This window comes from Streptomyces pratensis, assembly GCF_037137275.1.
Lineage (GTDB): Bacteria > Actinomycetota > Actinomycetes > Streptomycetales > Streptomycetaceae > Streptomyces > Streptomyces pratensis_B.
The window spans coordinates 21,128-41,325 of record NZ_JBBBEN010000077.1; the positions used below are offsets into that span (position 1 = coordinate 21,128).

A 20,198-nucleotide genomic window follows, 5' to 3' on the forward strand; every position below is an offset into this window, starting at 1 on the left:
CGATGAGGCCCGACACCGCGACCAGCGCCTTCCTCTCCGCCGACTGGCTGGCCGGCACCGCACGGCTGCCCGCGCCGGACCCGGCGCCCCGCAGTACGGTCGCCTACCGGCTGACGGTCAGCGATCCGCCGCCCGGCACGGCGCCCGTCGCGGACGTACTCGTCGACCTGGCGGGCGGCCGGCTGGGGGTGGGCCGGGCGGACGGGGAGCCGCCCGGTCTGCTGATCACCGCTCCGTACGCCGCCGCGTACGACCTGTTGCTGGGCCCCGGCCGGGCCAGGGTGGAGATCCTGGAACGCGGTGACGTGCGGGTCGTCGGCAACTTCAGCCTGCTGTTCTTCATCGACGCCGCTCTGGAACGCGACCGCGCGGGGCAGGTCTCGACCCTGCGTGCGGGCACCGCCGTGCCGCCCGGGGCCACCCGCGCCCCCGGAGCACGCGGCGTGCCGCGGCAGCACGACGACGGCCTCTCTGCGTCCCCCTCGGACGCCGAGGCGGTGGAACGTGCGGCGCAGGCCCTGCCCCGCACGGTGCGCGAGCTGCGCCGCGAGGTGGGCGACTCGACGCCCGGGGCGCAGATCTACGTCTCGCTGGGCGGTACGACCGTGGCCGACGCCGGACTGGGCACGGCCCGCCCCGGCGTCGCCATGACGGCCGACTCCATGCCGTTGTGGTACTGCTGCGCCAAGCCGCTGCTCTCCGTGGCGCTGGGCCGGCTCTGGGAGCGGGGCGACTTCGACCCCTATCTGCCGGTGGCCCACTACCTGCCGGAGTTCGCGGCGGGCGGCAAGGCGGCGATCACCTCGATGGAGCTGCTCACGCACACGACGCCCGTCCCGACCGGTCAGGACCCGCTGCACGGTGTGGTGGGGGCGGCGGACGAGGTGCGGCTGCGGCGGGCGTTCGACGCGGTGGTGACAAAGCGGGCGCCGGGCACACCGGCCGGTATCAACTACAGCCAGTGGTGGGCGTGGTTCGTGCTGGCGCGCCTGCTGCCGGTGCTCGACGGACGCGACTACGGCGCCTACGTCGAGGAGGAGATCCTGCGCCCCTGCGGGATGGACCGCACCCGGCTCTGCCTGACGCCCGAGGACTACGACGCGTACGGGGAGCGGCTCCCGCTGATCCACGTGAGCAACCTGGGCGGCCCTCCGCAGCCCACGTGGTTCTGGTCGACCCGGGGGGCCACCACCCGGTGCATCCCCGGGGTGAACACCCGGGGGCCGCTCAGCGACCTGGGCCGGCTCCTGGAGATGCTGCTCGCCGCGGGGGCCGCGCCCGGCGGGCGCGTCCTGTCCCCGACGAGCGTGGCCGCGCTGATCGGCCGGCACCGCACCGGAGTGCGCGACCGGTACGGGAACGCGGACTGGGGCTTCGGCGTGCGTCTGGAGTGCGCCTCGCTGGGCCAGGAGTTCGTCAGCTTCTCCCGCCACGCCTCACCGCGCGCCTTCGGCCACGACGGATTGTGGACGGCCACCGCCTTCGCCGACCCCGAGACGCACCTCGCCGTGGCGATCCACCTGAACGGCAAGGTGGAGCACGAGCGGCACCAGGAGCGCATGTTCCGCATCACCGACGCCGTCCACCAGGATCTGGGACTCGCCTGATCCCCCACCTACTGCCGCTCCGCCCGGCACCGGGCGTCCGGCGTACCGCCCACGAGAAAGGCGCCCGATGGCACAGCAGCCCGCCCCTCCCTCCCTCCCCGTGTCCGACGAGGTCGGTCGGCTCTACGACCGCTACACCGACCTCGGCAGCGTCACGCTGGGGGAGAACCTGCACTTCGGTTACTGGGACAGCCCGGACAGCACCACACCGCTGAACGAGGCGACCGACCGTCTCACCGACCTGATGACCGACCGGCTGCGGATCGGCCCGGGCTCCCGCGTCCTCGACCTCGGCTGCGGGACCGGCGCCCCGGGCAGCCGGATCGCCCAGCGCACCGGCGCCGAGGTGACCGGCATCTCGGTGAGCCACAAGCAGGTGGAGCTGGCCAACAAGCACGCCGCCTCGCTGGACCTGGCGGACCAGGTCCGCTTCGAGCGGGCGGACGCGATGGACCTCCCGTACGCCGACGCGTCCTTCGACGCCGTCATCGCGCTGGAGTCCATCATCCACATGCCGGACCGGGCGCAGGTGCTCAGCCATGTCGCGAGGGTGCTGCGCCCCGGCGGCCGGCTGGTGCTCACCGACTTCTTCGAGCGCGCCCCGATCCCGGAGTCGGGCCGGCCGGCCGTCGAACGCTATCTGCGCGAGTTCATGATGACCATGGTCCAGGCGGAGGACTACCCGCCGCTGCTGCGCGGGGCCGGTCTGTGGTTCGAGGAGCTGACGGACATCAGCGAGCCCACGCTGCGCCGCACCTTCATCGAGCTGTCCGCCCGGCTGACCGGGTCGGCCCCGGAGCTGTCCGCCGACTACGGCAGCGAGCTGGTCGACCAGTTCAATCCGGGCGATCTCATCGACGTCCGGGAGTTCGGCCATCTGCTCGTCGTCGCCGTGCGCCCCGATGCCTGAGGCGCGGGAGCCCGAAAGCGGCGTCGGCGACCTCTACGACCGGGTCAACGACGTGCTGGCGGAGGCCATGGGCGGCTTCCTGCACGGCGGCTACTGGAGGGGGCCGGACGACCCCAGCAGCGTGGAGGAGGCAGGCGTCCGGCTGACCGACTTCGTCTCCGACCGGCTGCGGCTCGCGCCCGGGGACCGGGTCCTGGACGTGGGCTCGGGCAACGGCAGGGCGACGGCGCACATCGCACGCCGCCACGGGGTGAGCGTCACCGGCATCACGCTCAGCCCCTACCAGGCCCGGCAGGCGGCGGAGCTGGCCGAGGCCTACGGGCTCGCCGACTCCGTGGATTTCCAGGTCCACGACATGCTGGACCTCTCCTTCCCGGAGGGGTCCTTCGACGCGGCGTACGCCATCGAGACGGTGTGCCACGCCCAGGACCGCACCGACGTCTTCTCCGGGCTGGCCCGGGTGCTGCGGCCGGGCGGGATGGTGACCGTGACCGACTTCCTGCTGGTGCGGCCGCTGGAGAGCGAGGACCACCGCTCGCTCGTCGAGGACGCCATGAAGAACTACCAGCAGGGCCCCATGCTCACCCGGAGCGCGTACGAGGAGTGCGTGCGCGCGGGCGGTCTCGAAGTCGTCGAGTTCCTCGACATCGGCGAGTTCGTGCGTCCGTCGTACCGGATCGTCGGCGGCGCCCTCGCCCGGTCCGAGGAGGCGCTGCGCGACCTCGTGACCGAGGAGGAGTTCCGGTACATGGTGAACGACCTGGGCCGCTTCGGGGACATCACCGAGCTGGGATACGCGGTGGTGACCGCCCGTCGGCCCGAGGCGCCGACCCCGAAGGCGAGGAGCTGAGCCATGCCCGGTACCGAGACGACCGCAGCCCCCGCGGGCCGGTGGTCGGTGGCGTCCGCACCCGGCCGGCTGCCGCTGCTGGGACACCTGGTCCCGATGCGGCGGCGCCCGCTGGAGTTCCTGACCTCGCTCCAGTACGAGGCGGATCTGGTCCGGCTGGAGATGAAAGGGCAGCCGCTGTACATGGCCTGCCACCCGGAGCTCATCGACCAGATACTGAAGGAGCCCCGCACCTTCGACCGGGGCGGCCCCTTCTACGAGAAGACCCAGCTGCTCATGGGCAACAGCCTGGGCAACTGCCCCTACGCCGACCACCGGCGCCAACGGCGCCTGGTGCAGCCGTCGTTCCGTCGGGAGCGCATCGCCTCGTATCCGGAGGTGATGCGCGAGGAGGTGGAGGCGGAGACGGCCCGGTGGCGGCCGGGCGGGACCATCGACGCCAACGCGCGGATGCACGCGATCACCGCCCGCATCGGCGCGCGCGTGCTGCTGTCCACCGACATCGGCACGGACCATGTCGAGCAGATCGTGCGCTGCCTGCCCGTCGTCCTCAAGGGGATCTACCGGCGGATGGTCGCGCCGATCGATCTGCTCCACCAGCTCCCCGGGCCGGAACGCCGTGCCTTCGAAGGCGCCCTGGAGGAGTTGCGCGTCCTCATCGACACGGTCATCAAGGACTACCGGGCCGCCGGGACCGACCACGGGGACCTGCTGTCGGGGCTGCTCGGGGCCCGCTACGACGACGGGGACCGGCTCTCCGACCAGGAGATCCACGACCAGGTGATGAACTTCCTCACCGCCGCCACCGAGACCACCGCGACCGCCCTCGCCTGGGCCCTGCAACTCCTGGGCCGGGAACCGGAGCACGAGCGAAGGCTCCAGGAGGAGGCGGACGCGTGGGCGTCGCGGGCGTGGCCGAAGGGGCACGGCCGGGAGGACCTGCCCCACACCGGGCGGGTGATCACCGAGGTGCTGCGGATGTATCCACCGGGCTGGTTCGTCACACGGGTCGTCTCCCGGGACACCGAGCTCGGGGGGCAGCCGCTGGCCGCGGGAACGGTCGTCTTCTACAGTTCCTACGCCCTGCAACGCAACCGGTCCCTGTTCCCCGACCCGGAGCGCTTCGATCCCGACCGGTGGACGCCGGAGCGCTCGGGAGAGGTGCCGCGCGGCGCGATGATCCCGTTCGGCTCCGGCAGCCGCAAGTGCATCGGCGACGACTACGCGATGGCGGAGACAAGCGTCGCGCTGGCCACGATCGCCGCCCGCTGGCGGCTGCGGCCCACTTCCACGACCGATGTCCACCCGACACCGCGCGCCCTGGTGGGCATGGGGCCGCTGCCCATGGTGACGGAACCACGCGCCTGAACCGCCGCGCGTGTGCGGCGCCCGGCGCCCCGGTGGGCGCCGCACAGGTCAGAGATCACGTCGGCCGACGTCGACGATCCGTTCGGGCACGAGCCGGACGAACACGAGGTCCTCGTCGGCGGGGGCCGCCCCGCCGAGGAACTCCGCGTGCGACAGCCCGGTGTACTTGCGGGAGATCGCGTCCATCAACCCCGCGTGCCTCGCGTGCGGTTCGAGTTCCGCGGCACCCCACAGCGACACATAGGTGTACGGGGCCTCGGGCGGGTGCAGCAGGACTCCGGCCCGCCCCGAGCGCCTCAGGTCCCGCTCCTTGCGGCTGCCCCGCTCGATGCCGAACAGCAGGTGCGAGCCGTCATGGGTGGCCCACACGACGGACTGGTGCGGTGTCCCGTCCGGCCCCGCGGTGGCCACGACGGCGAAGACCGGCGCGTCCAGCAGCCTCCTGGCCCGCTCCGTGAGCGGGACGCCGGTCATCGTGCCTCCGGGCCGTGCAGCGGGCGCCGGCGCAGGTACGGGTCGGACAGCACGCGCGGCACGTAGTGGTTGTCCGCCCGGTTCAGGTCGACGCCGGGCGGCACGATGGCGTCCAGCCGGTCCAGGACGTCGTCGTCCAGCACCACGTCCGCGCCGGCCAGCAGGTCCGTCAACTGTTCCGGGGTACGAGGGCCGATGATTACGGCGGTGACGGCGGGGTGGGCGCGGACGAAGGCCAGGGCGAGGTGGGTGAGGGGGACACCGGCCTGTGCCGCGACCTCCTTGAGCGCCGTCACCGCGCGCGCCTTGGCGACGTTCTCCGGCACCGCCAGGTCGAATCTGCGCGCCTCCAGAACGGCGCGGCCCACCCCCGGCCTGATGTCCTTGCCGGTCAGCCAGCCGGCGCCCAGCGGCCCCCAGGCCAGCACGCCCATGCCGTGCCGTCGCGCGGCGGGCAGGATGTCGGTCTCCGCACCGCGCGCGAGGAGCGAGTACTGCGGCTGCTCGCTGCGGAAGCGGACGTGGCCGCGGCGCTCCGCGGCCCAGTGGGCCTCGACGAGCTGGTCGGCCGGGAAGTTCGACGTGCCGACGGCCAGGACCTTCCCCGACCGTACGAGGTCGGACAGCGCGGAGAGCGTCTCGTCGATGTCGGTGTCCGGATCGACCCGGTGCACCTGGTACAGGTCGAGGCGGTCGGTGCCGAGCCGGCGCAGCGAGCCCTCGACGGCCCGCATGATCCAGCGGCGGGAGTTGCCCTGGTGGTTGGGGTCCTCGCCCATGGGGCTGTGGAACTTGGAGCACAGCACGAGGTCATCCCGGCGCCCCTTGATCGCCCTGCCGACCATGCGTTCGGAATCTCCCTCGCCGTAGATGTCGGCCGTGTCGACGATGTTGATCCCGGCGTCCAGGGCCAGCCGGACGACCCGTGCGGCCTCGGCCTCGTCCGTGTTGCCCCAGGAGCCGAACATCATGGTGCCCAGAGCGAATTCGGACACGGAGATGCCGCTTCGGCCCAGTATTCTTCGCCGCATGCGCCGTACGCCTCTCTGTCAGCCAACAGACGGGTCGTGGTCGTATCACTGTGACCCCCCGCCTCCCGATCGCACCAGAGCGCGTCCCCGGCCTGCCCCGTCCTCACGTGCGCGACCCACGCCAGGTGCCGCCCCGCCCGGCGCGTCGCCCGCCGGCCGGGGACGGCCGCGGCGCGGTTGGCGCCGACCCACCCCGCGAGGTACCCATGCCTGCATCGCCCAGGATCATCGACCGTGCGGAGCGGTTCATCTGGCTCTCCGCCCGTGTGCTGGAACAACACCGCTTCTCCTACCACTTCCTCGGTGGTGAGGCGGACGCCGTGGAGCGGGCCCTGGCGGCGTACGCCCGGCCCGACGGCGGCTACGGCTACGCCCTGGAGGCCGACGTGCGCGGCCCCGCCCCGCAGCCGCTGCACGCCGCGACGGCCCTGCTCGTCCTGGACGAGATCGGTCGCTGCGACCCGGCGCGCACCGCGACGCTCCTCGACCACCTCCCCTCCCTCACCTCCCCGGACGGCGGCGTCCCCGCGATCCACCCCGGAGGCGCCGGCTACCCCTCGGCCTCCGTGCTCCCGCTCCGGGAGGACCCGCCGGGGGCGCTGCTGTCCACCGGCGTGATCGTCGGAACCCTGCACCGCAACGGCATCACGCACCCGTGGCTGGACGCGGCCACGGAGTTCTGTTGGGAGGCGGTCGACGCACTGGAGGGCTCACACCCGTACGAGGTGGAGGCGGCGGTCGCCTTCCTCGACGGTGTCGCCGCCACGGACCGGGATCGCGCCGCCGGGTCGGCCGAGCGGCTGGGGGCGCTGGTGCGCGACGAGCGGCTCGTGGTGACCGACCCTGCCCGCGCCGAGGAGTTCCCCGTCCATCCCTCGTACGCACCGGGCGAGTACCACTATGTGTACGACGTCGCGCGCACCCCCGGTTCACTGGCACGCGGCTGGTTCTCCGACCGTGAGGTCGACCTGGCGTTGGAGCATCTGTGCGCCTCGCAGGAGAGCGACGGGGGCTGGCCCGTGCTGTGGCGGGTGTGGGCGCCCGGCACGCTCGCCGAGTGGCGTCCCATCGTGACGCTGAACGCCGTGCGCACGCTCCGGGCGTACGGCAGAATTTGAGCGCGCCGCCCGCCTGAGGGCGCGCCCCGGCCCCCTCCCGGTCAGCTCCGCTCACGCCCCATTTCAGCGAGGGTGGACACCACCACGCTCTCGGGGACGTCCTCGACCCGTTCCACGCCGGACGGGCCGTCGAGCACGAAGGTGAGGCCGGTCGTCGCTTTCTTGTCCTGGCGCATGAGCGCGACCAGTTCGGCCGCCCGCACGCCCGCGGGAAGCCGCTCCCGCAGCCCGTAGGCCCTCACGGTCTCCAGGTGCTCGGCCACCCGGTCCCGGCCGACGCGCCCCAGGGCGCCCGCCAGCCGGCCGGCGAACACGGTGCCGATCGCGACGCCTTCGCCATGACGCACCGCATAATCGGTGGCGCGTTCCAGCGCATGGCCCAGGGTGTGGCCGTAGTTGAGAATGTGGCGCAATCCGGCGTCCCGTTCGTCCGCGGCCACGACGGACGCCTTGAGCCCGACGCTCGCGGCGATCTGTTCGTGCACCGGCAGTCCCCGCAGGTCGCCGGCGCCGATGAAGTGGCAGCGGGCTATCTCGCCGTACCCGTTGGCCCACTCCTCCCGGGGGAGGGTGCGCAGCAGTTCGGTGTCGCACAGGACCGCCCGGGGCTGCCAGTACGCGCCGATCAGGTTCTTGCCCTCGGGCAGGTTCACCGCCGTCTTGCCGCCGACCGCCGCGTCGACCTGGGCGAGGAGGGTGGTCGGCAGGTGCACGACCGCGACTCCCCGGTGGTAGAGGGCGGCTGCCAGACCCACCACGTCGGTGGTGGTGCCGCCGCCGCAGGAGATGACGAGGTCGGCCCTGGTGAGACCGAACGCGGCGAACTCACGGCACAGTTCGTGCACGGTGGCCAGCGTCTTGTGGTGTTCTCCGTCCCGGGCCCTGATCACCCGGTGCGCCACCCCCGGGTCCGGCACGGCCCCGGGGGGCCGCGCCGACACCACCACCGCACGCGCCGCTCCGGTGCGCGCCACGATCCCGGGGAGCAGCGAGCGCACCCCGGGACCGATGTGCACGGGATAGGAACGCTCACCCAGCTGTACGTCGATGCGCCGCGCAGTCGTCATGCGACCAGTCTGCGGATCGGAGCGCGCACCGAACAGACCGCCGTCGGCCAGGCGTTCCACCGGTCCGCGGTCGGGTCACTCGGCCCCGGCGCGCCGCTGTCTGGGCAGCAGCGCCACCATGAACGTACTGGCCAGGATGATCAGTCCGGCCACCAGGAAGGCGCGCCCGTACCCGGAGGCGAGCGCCGCGGCGCCCTCGCCCGCGTGGGCCGCACGACTGGTGGAGACCGACGCCAGCAGCGAGAGTCCGATGGCTCCGCCGATGGTGCGCGAGGTGTTGACGAGGCCGGCCGCGAGGCCCGCCTGGCTCAGCTCCACGCCCGCGGTCGCGGACACCGCCAGCAGGGTCATCATGAGTCCCGCGCCGAAGGACAGGAGGATGCCGGGTCCCAGCAGCGTGCCCAGGAACGTGCCGTCGGCGCCCATGAAGCTCTGCCAGACGAAACCGCCCGAGGTGAGCAGGCCGGCCACCAGGAGCAGGGAGCGTCCGTCGATCCAGTGGAGCAGGCGTGGCGCGAACTGCGAGGCGACGATGATGGAGACGGTGTGCGGCAGAAGGGCGAGCCCGGTCTCCACGGCCGAGTAGCCGAGAACGTTCTGCATGTAGAGCGACAGGAAGTACCACATGGCGTAGAAGCCGGTGCCGCTCACGAGCGTGATGGTGTTGGCCACGGAGACGGAGCGGACCCGGAACAGGCCGAGCGGCATGATGGGCTCACTGGTGCGCGACTCCACCGCGACGAAGGCCACGAGTCCGGCGCAGCCGGCCAGCAGCGGCACCAGGGTCTCGGCGGCCGTCCAGCCCTTCACCTCGATCCGCGAGATGCCGTAGGCCAGGCTGCCCACGCCGACGGTGACCAGCACAGCGCCCAGCACGTCGATGCGTTGGCTGCTCGGCCGGTGGCGCTCCTTCAGCCACACCACGGCCATGACCAGCGCGACGAAGCCGAGCGGCACATTGATCAGGAGCACCCAGCGCCACGAGAGATAGTCCGTGAGCAGACCGCCCACGAGTCCGCCGAGCGCGCCGCCTCCCGTGCCCACGGCCGTCCACGCGGCGACGGCCCGCACTCGTTGCGGGCCCTCGGTGAAGGTGGTGGTGAGGATCGTCAGCGTGGCGGGGGACAGCAGGGCCGCCCCGATGCCCTGGAGCGCGCGCGCCACGATCAGCATCCACGGTTCGACGGCCAGCCCGCCCAGCAGGCTCGCCAGCGTGAACACGCCCAGACCGACGACGAAGGCCTTCTTGTAGCCGAACAGGTCGGAGGCCCGGCCGCCGAGCATGAGGAGCCCGGCGAAGGTGATGACGTAGGCGTTCACCACCCACTGCAGGCCGCCCTCGCCGATGCCGAGCGCGGAACGCATCGACGGCAGCGCGACGTTGATGACGGAGATGTCGAGGACGACGACGAACTGGCCTACGCAGGCCGCCAGGACGGCCACCCACAGGGGGCCGCGTGAGCCCGGCGACGTCTCCTCGCGCTCAACCTCTGAAGATAATTTTTCCACGTCCGGCGTCTCCTCGGTTCATGCCTGGCGATCAATGGAGCACCGGTGGGCTCGGCCCGGACCGCGAGGGGGTCGCGGCCGCGCACGGGCGGGTACCACCGGCTCACCGAGCGTATCGATGATGCCGACCCGGTCAGAAATAGCCGTCACGTTTCCGGTCTTCCATCGCGGCCCCCGAGAGCCTGTCGTCGGCGCGGGTGGCTCCCCGCTCCGACAGCCGGGAAGCGGCGATCTCGGTGATGACCTTCTCGACGGTGTCGGCAGCGGACTCGACCGCGCCCGTGCAGGACATGTCGCCGACCGTGCGGTAGCGCACCCTGCGCTTCTCCAGGCGCTCTCCCCCCGCGGGCCCGCCCCACCCGCCCGGGGCCAGCCACATGCCGCCCCTGGCGAACACCTCCCGCACGTGCGCGTAGTAAATGGCGGGCAGCTCGATCTTCTCGCGCCGGATGTACTGCCAGACGTCCAGTTCGGTCCAGTTGGACAGCGGGAAGACCCGGACGTGCTCACCGGGCGAGTGGCGGCCGTTGTACAGCTGCCACAGTTCGGGGCGCTGACGTCGGGGGTCCCAGCCGCCGAACTCCTCACGCAGGGAGAAGATCCGCTCCTTGGCCCGCGCCTTGTCCTCGTCGCGGCGCGCGCCGCCGAGCACGGCGTCGAAGCCGTTGCGGGCGATGGCGGCCAGCAACGGCACGGTCTGCAGGGGATTGCGTGTCCGGTCGGGGCGCTCCTGGAGCTCCCCGCGGTCGATGAACTCCTGCACCCGCGCCACGTGCAGGCGGAGCCCGTGGCGGGCGACGGCGCGGTCCCGGTAGGCCAGCACCTCGGGGAAGTTGTGCCCGGTGTCGACGTGCAGCAGCGGAAAGGGAACGGCCGCCGGCGCGAAGGCCTTCAGCGCCAGGTGCAGCATCACGATGGAGTCCTTGCCGCCGGAGAAGAGGACCACCGGCTGTTCGAACTCTCCGGCCACTTCCCGCAGAATGTGGACGGCCTCCGACTCCAGCAGGTCGAGATGGGACAGGACCGGGTCCGTGCTCAACAGCGTCCTCCACGAGGTCGGAGCGGCTTGGGAGCGTTTCGCGCCGGGGTCGTCGGGCGGCCGGGGCACGAACGCCCGTCTCTGTGGTCCTGTGGTTCTGAGCGGTGGTGCGGTAGGTCGTGCGGACGGCTCCGACAGGGGCGGCGAGCGCCCACCCGCTCGGCCCTGCAGCTCATGCGATCGTCGCCCGGCGTCCGGCCCACCGACCACGTGGCGCGGTAGCACAAGCAGGTGCGCAAGCCTTCGGGCGGAGTGAGCAAACTGTGACAACTACCGTTCTCGACAGTCAAGTTGGCCTTCGTCCCCCGCGGCGATCTGACCGAAAGTCTCCCCTCCGCCCACTCCTCCTGTCCATGCCGACCGTCCGGTCGCCCTCTGGAAAGACCCGCGCCCCGCTGTTAGCTTGACGCTGCACGCACTGAAGGGGCTCCTGGAGGGGCCTGTTCGCGAAGCGGCGAGGAGAGCGAGTGGACGAGACGACGGCCCCCGCCATCAGCGGCGCCACCCGCCTCTTCGCGGTGATCGGCGACCCCGTCGCCCAGGTCAAGGCGCCCGCCCTGCTCAATCCGCTCTTCGCCCGCCTGGGGCGGGACGCGGTCCTCTTCCCGGTGCACGCCGAACCCCGGAACTTCGCACAGGTGATCACAGGGTTGCAGCGCACCTCGAACGTGGACGGCCTGCTGATCACCGTCCCCCACAAGATCAGGGCGTGCGCGTTCGCCGACGAACTGGGGCGGGGCGCCGCGGTGTCCGGCAGCGCGAACGCGATGCGCCGGGAGGAAGACGGCCGGTGGCGGGCGGACAACTTCGACGGGCAGGGATTCGTCGCGGGGCTGGGCGCCCGCGGTCACGCGCCGGGGGGAAAGGTCGTCCGCCTCTGGGGCGCCGGTGGAGCGGGCCGCGCCATCGCCGCGGCGGTCCTCGAAGCCGAAGCGGCCCATCTGCTGGTGCACGACCCGGACCGGGCCAAGCGCGAGGAACTGCGCGGCCGGCTGGAGGAGCACTGGCCCGGCAGGGTCACCGCGGTGGACTCGGCCGACGGGACACTCGACTGCGACATCGCCGTCAACGCCACTCCGCTCGGCATGCGCCCCTCGGACCCTCTGCCCTTCGACCCGAAGCCGCTGGGCGAGGGCACCCTGGTCGCGGACATCGTCATGGAACCCCGAGACACCCCCCTGCTCCGGACGGCGTCGGCACACGGCCTGCCGACCCTGCGCGGCCACCACATGCTCGACCAGCAACTGGGCCTCTACGAGACGTTCTTCGGGCTCCGGAACCAGGCCTCTGCGGAGCACTAGGGGGTGTCCGGCGGTCCGGCGCGAGCGGCCGCCGCCGGTGAAGTGGCCGACCCGAGCGGCCGTCGGCCTGCCTCATCCCGCGCGGGCCTCGCTCAGAGGCCGCTTCTGCCCGTCGCCCAGTGCACCTGCGTACGCACCGCGTAGCGGGGCCAGGCCCGCTCGGCGCACAGGTGGCGCACGACAGCACGGCAGGTCGTCGCCTCGCCCGCGACATAGGCGGTGCCGACCCCGGGCGGCAGTTCCAGCCGCCGTACGGCGTCCAGCAGCAGGCGCGAGGCCACGGCGGAAGCGCGGCCGCGGTGCACCCAGGGCAGGGAGCGGGAGCCGTAGGGCGCGGAGAACTCCTCGTCCGGCCCGGTGGTCTCCAGCACCCCGTGGGCCGCGGCCTCTGCCGGCAAAGCGGCCAGCATGGTCAACAGGGGCACCGCGCCCGTCTCCTCGCCGACGAAGACGTGGTAACGCGCTTTGGGGTCCAGTGAGATCCGGTTCCTCGGCGCGCCCACCCTGGCCCGGGTCCCCGCCTCGACCGAGTCGGCCCACCGACTGCCCGGCCCGCCCGGCCGGTGCAGGGCGACGCGCAGCGTCAGCCTGGCCCGTGATGGGTCGGCCGACCAGACGGAGTACGTCCGCAACCGCGGGACGCCCGCCTCGTCGGGCACCTCCACCGGCAGGTGCGCACCCGGTTTGCCGCGCAGGACCGTGAGAGCGGGGCCCACGAGGGTCAGCTCCCGCATGTGGGGGGTGACCTCACGCACCTCGGCCACCTTCACGTCCACCATCCGGGTGTCCTGGAACCGGTGCCGTCCGCCCGCGCCCCGCCCGGGCATGCCGGAGATACTCACCCGTCCCCCTTCCCGATCCGCTCACCATCGATCCGCCCGGCCGCCCGGTGCCGCTCCGCGCACTCCACGGCCCCTGCCGACGCCCCGGCCACCCTACCCACGCGCGTCCCGCGCCCCGCCCACTTCGGCCACGCGCCCCTCACGCTCGGTGGCGGTCGGCCCGAAGCCGCACGCGAGCGCTCCAGGGCCGCGCTCCCTCGGCCGCCGGCGACGGACGGGTGTCGGCGACTCCGCACCAGAAGTCGGGCCGGACACAGAACGCCCCCTCGGGGCGTCGCAGACCTCACCGGGACCGCCCAGCAGCCGGGAACGAGAGCCGGCGCCCCCCACAGAGCGGAAGGGTGTGCGCCCTGCGGCGTCTTTGCGCCACACGACGCCGAAGTGGCGTGAACGAATGTTGCCCGCTCCCCCGCGCCGTGCGCACTGTGGAAGCGCGGGAGCGCTCCCACGCTCCCGACACCCCTGCCGGGCCCTCCGGCTCCCCCCACCGAAAGAAGAAACCATGAATTGTCATGCACGCACCAAGAAGGCCGGGCGCAGTCTGACGCTCGTTCTGAGCACCGTCGCAGCGGTACTTCTCAGCATGATCACCTGGAGCGGCACAGCCGTGGCCCACGGATCGGTCGTGGACCCGGCGTCCCGCGCCTACGACTGCTGGCAGCGCTGGGGCAGCGACTTCCAGAACCCGGCCATGGCACAGCAGGACCCGATGTGCTGGCAGGCGTGGCAGGCCAACCCCAACGCCATGTGGAACTGGAACGGCCTGTACCGCAACGGTTCCGGGGGCGACTTCCAGGCGGTCGTCCCGGACGGACAGCTGTGCAGCGGCGGCCGGACGGAAGGCGGTCGCTACAACGCACTGGACACCGTGGGCGCCTGGAAGACCTCGGACGTCGCCGACGACTTCACCATCAAGCTGTACGACCAGGCCAGCCACGGCGCGGACTACTTCAAGGTCTACGTCAGCCGGCAGGGCTTCGACCCCACCACCCAGGCGCTGCGCTGGAGTGACCTCGAACTGGTGGCGCAGACCGGCCGGTACGGACCCAGCCAGAACTACTCGATCCCCGTGAGCACGTCGGGCTACACCGGTCACCATGTCCTTTACACGATCTGGCAGGCCTCGCACATGGACCAGACGTACTTCCTCTGCAGCGATGTGAACTTCGGCTGACCTCGCTGCTCACCGGGCAGTCCCGCCGGGCACCCCACGGCCGGCGGGACTGCGCCTACCCGTGCCCTGACGTCCTCCTGTGTGTGAACACCACCGCCGCGCAAGCGTCTTCGACTCTGGAGCCGACATGTTAAGAAGTCGCTGGGCCGGGCAGCTCCTGCTGGCCCTCCTGCTGACCACGCTCACCGTGTTGCCCGCCGCCGGCCACTCCCTCGCGTCGGCACCTCCCGCAGCGGCGACCGCCACACCGGCCGGTACGGCGGCGGACCCCTCGTCCGTCCCTCTGCCGTCGCTCCACGCGTCCACCACCCAGGTCGCCTCCGGACTGAGGCGGCCCACCGCCGTCGTCGCCCCCGACGACGGCACGGACCGGCTGTTCATCACCGAGAAGTCCGGAACCGTGCGGACCTACCACCCTGAGACTGGCCTGGCCCGGGAGCCGCTCCTCGACATCACGTCAGCCGTGGACGAATCGGGCAACGAGCGCGGTCTGCTCGGCATCGCCGTTCCGTCCGACTTCGCCGACAGCAACAGCCTCTACCTCGCGTACACGGCACTGCCCGACGGCGCGGTCACTCTCGCCCGCTACCGGCTCGACGATTCCCGTCTGGAGGTCCTGCTCTCCCAGCCGCACGCCGAGTTCAGCAACCACAACGGCGGCCAGCTGGCGTTCGGCCCCGACGGCCATCTCTACTGGAGCATCGGTGACGGCGGCGGCTCCGCGGACCCCCTCGGCGCCGGACAGCGACTGGACACCCTGCTGGGCAAGATCGTGCGCATCGACGTGAGCCGCAGCTGCGGCCCGCTCCCCTACTGCGTGCCCGGCGACAATCCGTTCGCGGACACTCCCGGCGCCCGCGAGGAGATCTGGCTGTACGGGCTGCGCAATCCGTGGCGGTTCTCCTTCGACAGCGTCGACGGCTCGATGTGGATCGGCGACGTCGGCCAGGGCCGGTGGGAGGAGGTCGACCACCTCATGCCCGGACAGGGCGGGCTGAATCTCGGCTGGTCCTGCTACGAGGGCCTGGAGAAGTTCGCCGGCGGCGACTGCCGGCCCGGCGAGACGTACACCGACCCGGTGTTCACCTACTCCCCCTACACCGGCGGTTGCTCGGTCATCGGCGGCCACGTCTACCGGGGCCGGGACCACGCCGACCTCGTCGGCGGCACGTACATCGCCACCGACTACTGCTCGTCCACGGTCTGGGCCTTGCGCCCCGACGGCGAAGGCGGTTACGACCAGGCCGAGATCGGGAGGACGCCCACCCAGGTGACGGCGATCGGCACGACCGTCGACGGAGAGTTATACGTGGTCAACGACCTGCCGGGCGGCCTGCACCGCGTGTCCTTCGAGCGGGAGGAGCCCACCTGCCGCGTCGACCGCACCGTGCAGGCATGGGGCACCGGCACGACGGTCGATCTGACGGTCACCAACACGGGCAGCACCTCGGTGAGCGGATGGACGCTGGAGTTCCCGCTGGCCCTCGGCCAGACCGTCACCTCGGACTGGAACACCGGCCTGACCCAGGGAAGCAACACGATCAGGGCCGTCAACGCCTCCCACAACGCCACGATCGCTCCCGGCGCGAGCATCACCCTGGGCTATCTCGCCACCCATACGGGTGACTTGTCGCCCCCGCCGCGGTTCATGCTGAACGGGGACGCCTGCGCCATCGGTCGCTGAGGTCAGCTGCTGCGTCGGGCGAGGTCATGGACGAGGACCAGGACGGCTACCGCCATCACGAGCACGTGCAGCCATCCAGGGGCGGCCGAGGCGTCTGCGGCTGCGATCGTCGTCAGCGAGGTCATGGCGATCTCTCCTTCGTTCGTTTCGTCCACGTGAGTGCGACCGTTGATCACCGACCCGCCGCTCGTATGGGGCGGGCGTGCCGGCCGCGTTCACTCCGTACGGCTTCGTGCTGGAGCGCCGTCGGAAGCTGGCCTTCGTGTACCCGTACTGGGCGACGGCAGGCATCGAGACCGTCCGCCTTCACCCTGTCGGCCGCTCCGGGACCGCTTGCGGCAGGCGCCAGGGGCCCCGCCGAGCCCTATCGTGGCCGACCACGGAAGCGGTCGAGGCCTGAGCTGGTCCCCCAGGGGGGTCTACCTCACCGGTGAGGGCGGACGCCGCCCGCCGGCCCTGCTCGTCACCCCGGGCCGGTGGGGCGACGCCCCGCAGTTCGCCCCGATCGGGGAGCGTGACCGTGTCGCCCGCCTTGACGGCGGGCGGCCCCGGACTCGGCCTGGCCGTCTCAACGACGGCAAACCGCACTGCTCTCGCCGCAACCGCCGCTCCCTGCGACGACGTCAGATCAAGCAGACCAGTCCCGAACCGAAGAACCAGCGGGCCGACCGCCAAGCCCGCGGCAGCAAGGGCGGCCGCCCCGCCGCTTCCGACAGGACGAGCTACCGGCGCAGGAAAGAAGTCGCGCGAACGGTCAACGCGCTGAAGAACTTCCGGGCCGTGGCCACGAGATGCGACAAGCGCGTCTGCGTCTTCCACGGCACCGTCACGCGCGCCTCCATCAGACTCCGGCTCCGCCCATGATCGCTCCTGGATCTAGTAACCGGTTGTGCCGTCGAGCAGCTCGCGCAGGATGTCCAGGTGGCCGTTGTGGCGGGCCGTCTCCTCTGTGAGGTGGTGCAGAATCCAGCGGAGGTCGACGTGGAGGCCGTTACGGATGGTTCCCTGGGCCTGCTTGCCCAGGTCGTTCCCGGCGACCAGTTCGCGGTAGCGGGCGCTCTGTTCGGCGTATGCGTCGAGCAGCTGCGTGAGCGGGAAGTCGACGGCGATCCGCATCTCACGGTCGGGGTCCTCGTCGGTCATGGGGGCCCGGTCTTCCTCGCCGAGGAAGACCACCTGGAACCAGTAGTACTCGACCCAGCGAAGGTGGTTGATCACTCCGCTCATGGTCATCAGCGGTGAGCCCGGCAGAATCGCCTTGCGGGCGTTCTCCGCGGAGACGCCTTCGCACTTGGCGCGAGCGGTGCCGCGTGCGTAGTCGAGAAACGTGGTGAGCTGGGCACGCTCGTCCCAGGCAGGCGGCGTGTCATCGATTCTTGTCATCGCGCGAAGCGTCCCCGATCACTGCGGCCCCTGTCGACGGATTTGTCGACGGCCCCCACCTGCTACGCCCAGCTCCTTGTCCGGCGGGTCGATACAGCGATCCAGCGCCGGTGGGCCCCGGGGAGATCCGCCGGCCAGGCCCTGGCGGACGAGCAGTGGGCCCTGATCGAACCGATGATCACTGCCGGGAAGCAGGACAGGAAGCGCGGTCGGCGACCACTGAACCCGGGGCCTGCGATCTCAAGGGAGGTGGGTTGGGCACGCGATCTTCCACCAGAACCGGACAGGTTGTCAGGGACACTGACTACCGGGAGCAAGTCAGCATCCACGGTGCCCTGCTGGGCATCGCCATCGAGGTCGTCCGCCACAACCCGGATGGCCAGGGCAAGAGCCTGGTCCCGTAGACCGAGAGGTGGCCCGTGAAGCAGCTCGCCGGCACGTCAATGCTGCACCGGTACCTTGCGCGCGAGTAAGACCACCGGCCCGGCACCTCCGCCTCGCGCGTCTCCTGGGCCTCGATCGCGAACATGGCCCGCAGCCGCCTCGGACACCTCACACGCCAGGGTTTCCGGACCCATACCCGAACGAGGCCGCTCCCAGAAACGAACTCGACGCCGCGCTTAGCGGGCTCGAACCGGCACAGCCGACGGCTGCCACTCTCGCCTGAGCAGGCCGAACACCCACGAGTCGGACACCTCGCCGTTCACCCCGCAGTCCTCCCGCAGCGTCCCTTCCCGCACGAATCCGATCTTCTCCAGTACCCGGGCGGATGCCCCGTTGCGCGTGTCGGTCTCGGCCTGCACTCGATTCAGGTCCAGCGTGTCGAATGCCCACTGCAGCACGGCGTGCGCGGCCTCCGTCGCGAAGCCGCGGCCCCACACCGCATCGTCGAGGACGTAACCCAACGACGCACTGCGGTAGTCCGGGTCCCACCCGGTCAGGCCGCACCAGCCCACGAAGGCCCCGTCAGAAGCACGGTCGATGGCCACCCGCGCCCCGGTGCCTTCGTCCGCCATCTTCTGGCACATCGCGATGAAACGATCGGCGCGGGCCCGTTCGGTCCACGGTGGGGAGTCCCAGTACCGCATCACGTGCGTGCTGCTGTGCAACGCGAAGAGCGGGTCCGCATCGGCGTCGGTGAAGGGCCTCAGTCGCAGGCGAGCGGTGCGCAGTATGGGGGTGGCCAACGTCATGCGGACCATCTTGTGTCCTCACGGGGCGGGCAGAACACCGAATATCCGATCCCGGTCCCGCCCTCTCAGCCGAAGCAGCGCCCATCGGCAGATGGTGCACGGCACGACTGCTTGGCCTGCCCCCCGGCGCCCCAGCCAGGAACAGCCCCGCACCGACCTCGCCCGCCACGGTCTTCTCGCCCAGCCCGGGCCGGGGGGCCACCACTGGAACGGACTCAACGACCTCTGAGTGGGCGGTTCGTGGGTTGATGTCCGTTTCTGCTTGAGGGTGGAGCGAGACCGCTGGTGGGGCTCTGTCAGCTATGGCTTTCTGGCGAAACTGCCGGTGTCGGCTTCGATGAGGATCCCGAGTCTGACCAGGCGTTTCAGCTTGGCGCGGGTGCCCTCGACGTTCTTCGGCAGCAGCTCGTGGCCGAGGGCTTGGCAGACGTCCCTGGCCCGTATTGGTCCGGTCGCGTGGTTGAAGGCGGCGAGGATGCGGGGGTAGTCCGGGTGCCCGGGCAGTTCCGGTGCGGCAGCGGGAAGCCGGTCGGCGAGGCTGGTGACGGTAGTGCGGGTGATCGCGAGATGCTCCAGATGGGTCTCGGCCTCCCGCAACCGGTTCTGCAGGCCGTCGATCTGTTCACGGAGGTCGTCGGCCAGGGCCCGGGCGGCTTGCTCCTGCAGTTCCAGGGCTTCGAGCAACGGCTGGATGTTCATGCTGCGACCGCCTGTGCCTCGCGCCAGGTGGGGGTGTTCGCGCCGGTGAGCCGGCGGGTCATGACGTGGGTCATGGCCCAGTAGACGCGTGAAACGGAGGAGGAAGGGTGGTGCTCGTAGTCGCGGACCAGGCGCCGGTGCAGTATCAGGGTTCCGTAGGTCTGCTCGACCCTCCAACGCTTCGGCTGCGGCACGAATCCCTTGATCTGCGGGTCGCGGGCGACGATCTCGACGTCGATGCCCAGGCCGGCGCCGTGCGCGACGACCTGGTTCTTGAAGCCCTGGTCGACGAGAGCCTTGCGAACGGTTCCGCCGGCCTGTTCGGCGACCTGGTCCAGCAGGACGATGCCCGCGGCATTGTCATGGGTGTTCGCGGCCAGGACGACGACCGCGATGACCAGTCCAAAGACATCCACAGCCAGTCCGCGCTTGCGGCCGGGCACGCGCTTGGCCGGGTCATGGCCGCTCGTGTCGGCGGGGACCCCGGCGGCCACATGGACACTCTGCGTGTCCAGGACCACCAGGGCCGGGTCCTCTAATCGCCGGGCGCGTTCGCGGACCTGGCACCGCAGGAGTTCGTGGATGACCTGGTCGGTCCCGTCATCCCGCCAGGCGGCGAAGTAGTAATAGGTCGCGCTCTTCTGCGGCAGGTCATGCGGAAGGTAGGCCCACTGGCAGCCGGTCCGTCCCTGGTACAGGATCGCGTTCACGATCTCCCGCATGTCGTAGGCACCTTGATGGCCGCTGACCGACCGATGCCGCCCCTTCCATGCGGTGATCACCGGCTCGATCAACGACCACTGCTCGTCCGATAAGTCACTCGGATACGGCTTGCGTTCACTCACCCGGTCACATCACCACATCAACGACCGTGAACCGGCAGATTCCGCCTCGACGCCACACCATCAGGCGACAGCAGATCCGCTCAAAGACTCACGAACCGCCCACT

The 20,198-nt window shown here is 71.3% G+C and carries 20 protein-coding genes and 1 pseudogene; 10 read left to right on the forward strand and 11 right to left on the reverse strand.

Translation table 11 applies throughout. The features are described from left to right. Positions 1 to 2 precede the first annotated feature (2 nt). The 4 genes from V9U70_RS09220 to V9U70_RS09235 all read left to right on the forward strand — a co-directional run bounded on the left by V9U70_RS09220 (position 3) and on the right by V9U70_RS09235 (position 4,735). Positions 3 to 1,607: a serine hydrolase domain-containing protein gene (locus tag V9U70_RS09220; protein ID WP_336674002.1), complete on the forward strand. Its 1,605-nt coding sequence runs from the start codon at positions 3 to 5 to the stop codon at positions 1,605 to 1,607. A 67-nt stretch (positions 1,608 to 1,674) separates the two neighbouring features. Then, complete coding sequence (locus tag V9U70_RS09225; RefSeq protein ID WP_336674003.1) at positions 1,675 to 2,517, forward strand: SAM-dependent methyltransferase; 843 nt, start codon at positions 1,675 to 1,677, stop codon at positions 2,515 to 2,517. Next, positions 2,510 to 3,367, forward strand: coding sequence for an SAM-dependent methyltransferase (locus tag V9U70_RS09230; RefSeq protein ID WP_336674004.1), 858 nt, complete (start codon positions 2,510 to 2,512; stop codon positions 3,365 to 3,367). The genes V9U70_RS09225 and V9U70_RS09230 overlap by 8 nt, the downstream gene beginning before the upstream one ends. A gap of 3 nt (positions 3,368 to 3,370) precedes the next feature. Next, the gene (locus tag V9U70_RS09235) at positions 3,371 to 4,735 is read left to right on the forward strand and encodes a cytochrome P450 (RefSeq protein WP_336674005.1); all 1,365 of its coding nucleotides are present in this window, start codon (positions 3,371 to 3,373) and stop codon (positions 4,733 to 4,735) included. A gap of 48 nt (positions 4,736 to 4,783) precedes the next feature. Here V9U70_RS09235 and V9U70_RS09240 read toward each other — a convergent pair whose 3' ends face one another. Together V9U70_RS09240 and V9U70_RS09245 are read right to left on the reverse strand one after the other, a co-directional pair. Next, on the reverse strand, positions 4,784 to 5,209 hold the full coding sequence (locus V9U70_RS09240; RefSeq protein ID WP_336674006.1) for a PPOX class F420-dependent oxidoreductase: 426 nt from the start codon (positions 5,207 to 5,209) through the stop codon (positions 4,784 to 4,786). Next, complete coding sequence (locus V9U70_RS09245) at positions 5,206 to 6,240, reverse strand: aldo/keto reductase (protein ID WP_336674007.1); 1,035 nt, start codon at positions 6,238 to 6,240, stop codon at positions 5,206 to 5,208. The genes V9U70_RS09240 and V9U70_RS09245 overlap by 4 nt, the downstream gene beginning before the upstream one ends. A 206-nt stretch (positions 6,241 to 6,446) precedes the next feature. Between V9U70_RS09245 and V9U70_RS09250 the strand changes: the two genes are divergently transcribed. Further along, entirely contained in the window at positions 6,447 to 7,358 is a 912-nt protein-coding gene (locus tag V9U70_RS09250) for a hypothetical protein (RefSeq protein ID WP_336674008.1), read from the forward strand. Between the two features lie 41 nt (positions 7,359 to 7,399). Here the strand turns inward: V9U70_RS09250 and V9U70_RS09255 are convergent, their stop codons facing one another. The 3 genes from V9U70_RS09255 to cysD form a co-directional block, all read right to left on the reverse strand. Continuing rightward, on the reverse strand, positions 7,400 to 8,425 hold the full coding sequence (locus tag V9U70_RS09255) for a 3-dehydroquinate synthase family protein (protein WP_336674009.1): 1,026 nt from the start codon (positions 8,423 to 8,425) through the stop codon (positions 7,400 to 7,402). A gap of 75 nt (positions 8,426 to 8,500) precedes the next feature. Next, positions 8,501 to 9,934: an MFS transporter gene (locus V9U70_RS09260; protein ID WP_336674010.1), complete on the reverse strand. Its 1,434-nt coding sequence runs from the start codon at positions 9,932 to 9,934 to the stop codon at positions 8,501 to 8,503. Positions 9,935 to 10,067: 133 nt separating this feature from the next. Further along, positions 10,068 to 10,973 carry a sulfate adenylyltransferase subunit CysD gene (gene cysD / locus V9U70_RS09265; protein ID WP_336674011.1) on the reverse strand — a complete coding sequence of 302 codons (906 nt, stop codon included), beginning with the start codon at positions 10,971 to 10,973 and terminating at the stop codon, positions 10,068 to 10,070. Between the two features lie 467 nt (positions 10,974 to 11,440). Here cysD and V9U70_RS09270 point away from each other — a divergent pair, with 467 nt between their 5' ends. After that, positions 11,441 to 12,274 carry a shikimate dehydrogenase family protein gene (locus V9U70_RS09270; RefSeq protein WP_336674012.1) on the forward strand — a complete coding sequence of 278 codons (834 nt, stop codon included), beginning with the start codon at positions 11,441 to 11,443 and terminating at the stop codon, positions 12,272 to 12,274. 92 nt (positions 12,275 to 12,366) lie between these two features. Here the strand turns inward: V9U70_RS09270 and V9U70_RS09275 are convergent, their stop codons facing one another. Then, positions 12,367 to 13,116 (reverse strand): siderophore-interacting protein, encoded by a 750-nt coding sequence (locus V9U70_RS09275; protein WP_336674013.1) that lies wholly within the window; start codon positions 13,114 to 13,116, stop codon positions 12,367 to 12,369. A 502-nt stretch (positions 13,117 to 13,618) separates the two neighbouring features. Between V9U70_RS09275 and V9U70_RS09280 the strand changes: the two genes are divergently transcribed. Next, positions 13,619 to 14,290, forward strand: a complete 672-nt coding sequence (locus V9U70_RS09280; protein WP_336674014.1) for a lytic polysaccharide monooxygenase auxiliary activity family 9 protein — start codon at positions 13,619 to 13,621, stop codon at positions 14,288 to 14,290. A 127-nt stretch (positions 14,291 to 14,417) separates the two neighbouring features. Beyond that, positions 14,418 to 15,974 carry a PQQ-dependent sugar dehydrogenase gene (locus V9U70_RS09285; RefSeq protein WP_336674015.1) on the forward strand — a complete coding sequence of 519 codons (1,557 nt, stop codon included), beginning with the start codon at positions 14,418 to 14,420 and terminating at the stop codon, positions 15,972 to 15,974. A gap of 2 nt (positions 15,975 to 15,976) precedes the next feature. Here V9U70_RS09285 and V9U70_RS09290 read toward each other — a convergent pair whose 3' ends face one another. After that, entirely contained in the window at positions 15,977 to 16,099 is a 123-nt protein-coding gene (locus V9U70_RS09290) for a hypothetical protein (protein ID WP_336674016.1), read from the reverse strand. Positions 16,100 to 16,349: 250 nt separating this feature from the next. On the opposite strand from V9U70_RS09290, the pseudogene V9U70_RS09295 reads away from it, so the two are divergent. Beyond that, positions 16,350 to 16,838: pseudogene (locus V9U70_RS09295) on the forward strand (IS5/IS1182 family transposase); the annotation flags it as partial. Positions 16,839 to 16,850: 12 nt separating this feature from the next. Here V9U70_RS09295 and V9U70_RS09300 read toward each other — a convergent pair. Continuing rightward, positions 16,851 to 17,357 carry a DinB family protein gene (locus tag V9U70_RS09300; RefSeq protein ID WP_336674017.1) on the reverse strand — a complete coding sequence of 169 codons (507 nt, stop codon included), beginning with the start codon at positions 17,355 to 17,357 and terminating at the stop codon, positions 16,851 to 16,853. A gap of 254 nt (positions 17,358 to 17,611) precedes the next feature. Here V9U70_RS09300 and V9U70_RS09305 point away from each other — a divergent pair, with 254 nt between their 5' ends. Further along, positions 17,612 to 17,761 carry a hypothetical protein gene (locus V9U70_RS09305; protein WP_336674018.1) on the forward strand — a complete coding sequence of 50 codons (150 nt, stop codon included), beginning with the start codon at positions 17,612 to 17,614 and terminating at the stop codon, positions 17,759 to 17,761. 216 nt (positions 17,762 to 17,977) lie between these two features. Here the strand turns inward: V9U70_RS09305 and V9U70_RS09310 are convergent, their stop codons facing one another. The 3 genes from V9U70_RS09310 to V9U70_RS09320 form a co-directional block, all read right to left on the reverse strand. Next, a complete protein-coding gene (locus V9U70_RS09310) occupies positions 17,978 to 18,550 on the reverse strand; it encodes a GNAT family N-acetyltransferase (protein ID WP_336674019.1) in 573 nt (190 codons plus the stop codon). 300 nt (positions 18,551 to 18,850) lie between these two features. Then, positions 18,851 to 19,249: a hypothetical protein gene (locus V9U70_RS09315; protein ID WP_336673093.1), complete on the reverse strand. Its 399-nt coding sequence runs from the start codon at positions 19,247 to 19,249 to the stop codon at positions 18,851 to 18,853. Further along, entirely contained in the window at positions 19,246 to 20,094 is an 849-nt protein-coding gene (locus V9U70_RS09320; protein WP_336673094.1) for an IS5 family transposase, read from the reverse strand. Before V9U70_RS09320 ends, V9U70_RS09315 begins: the two co-directional genes overlap by 4 nt. Positions 20,095 to 20,198: the final 104 nt, after the last annotated feature.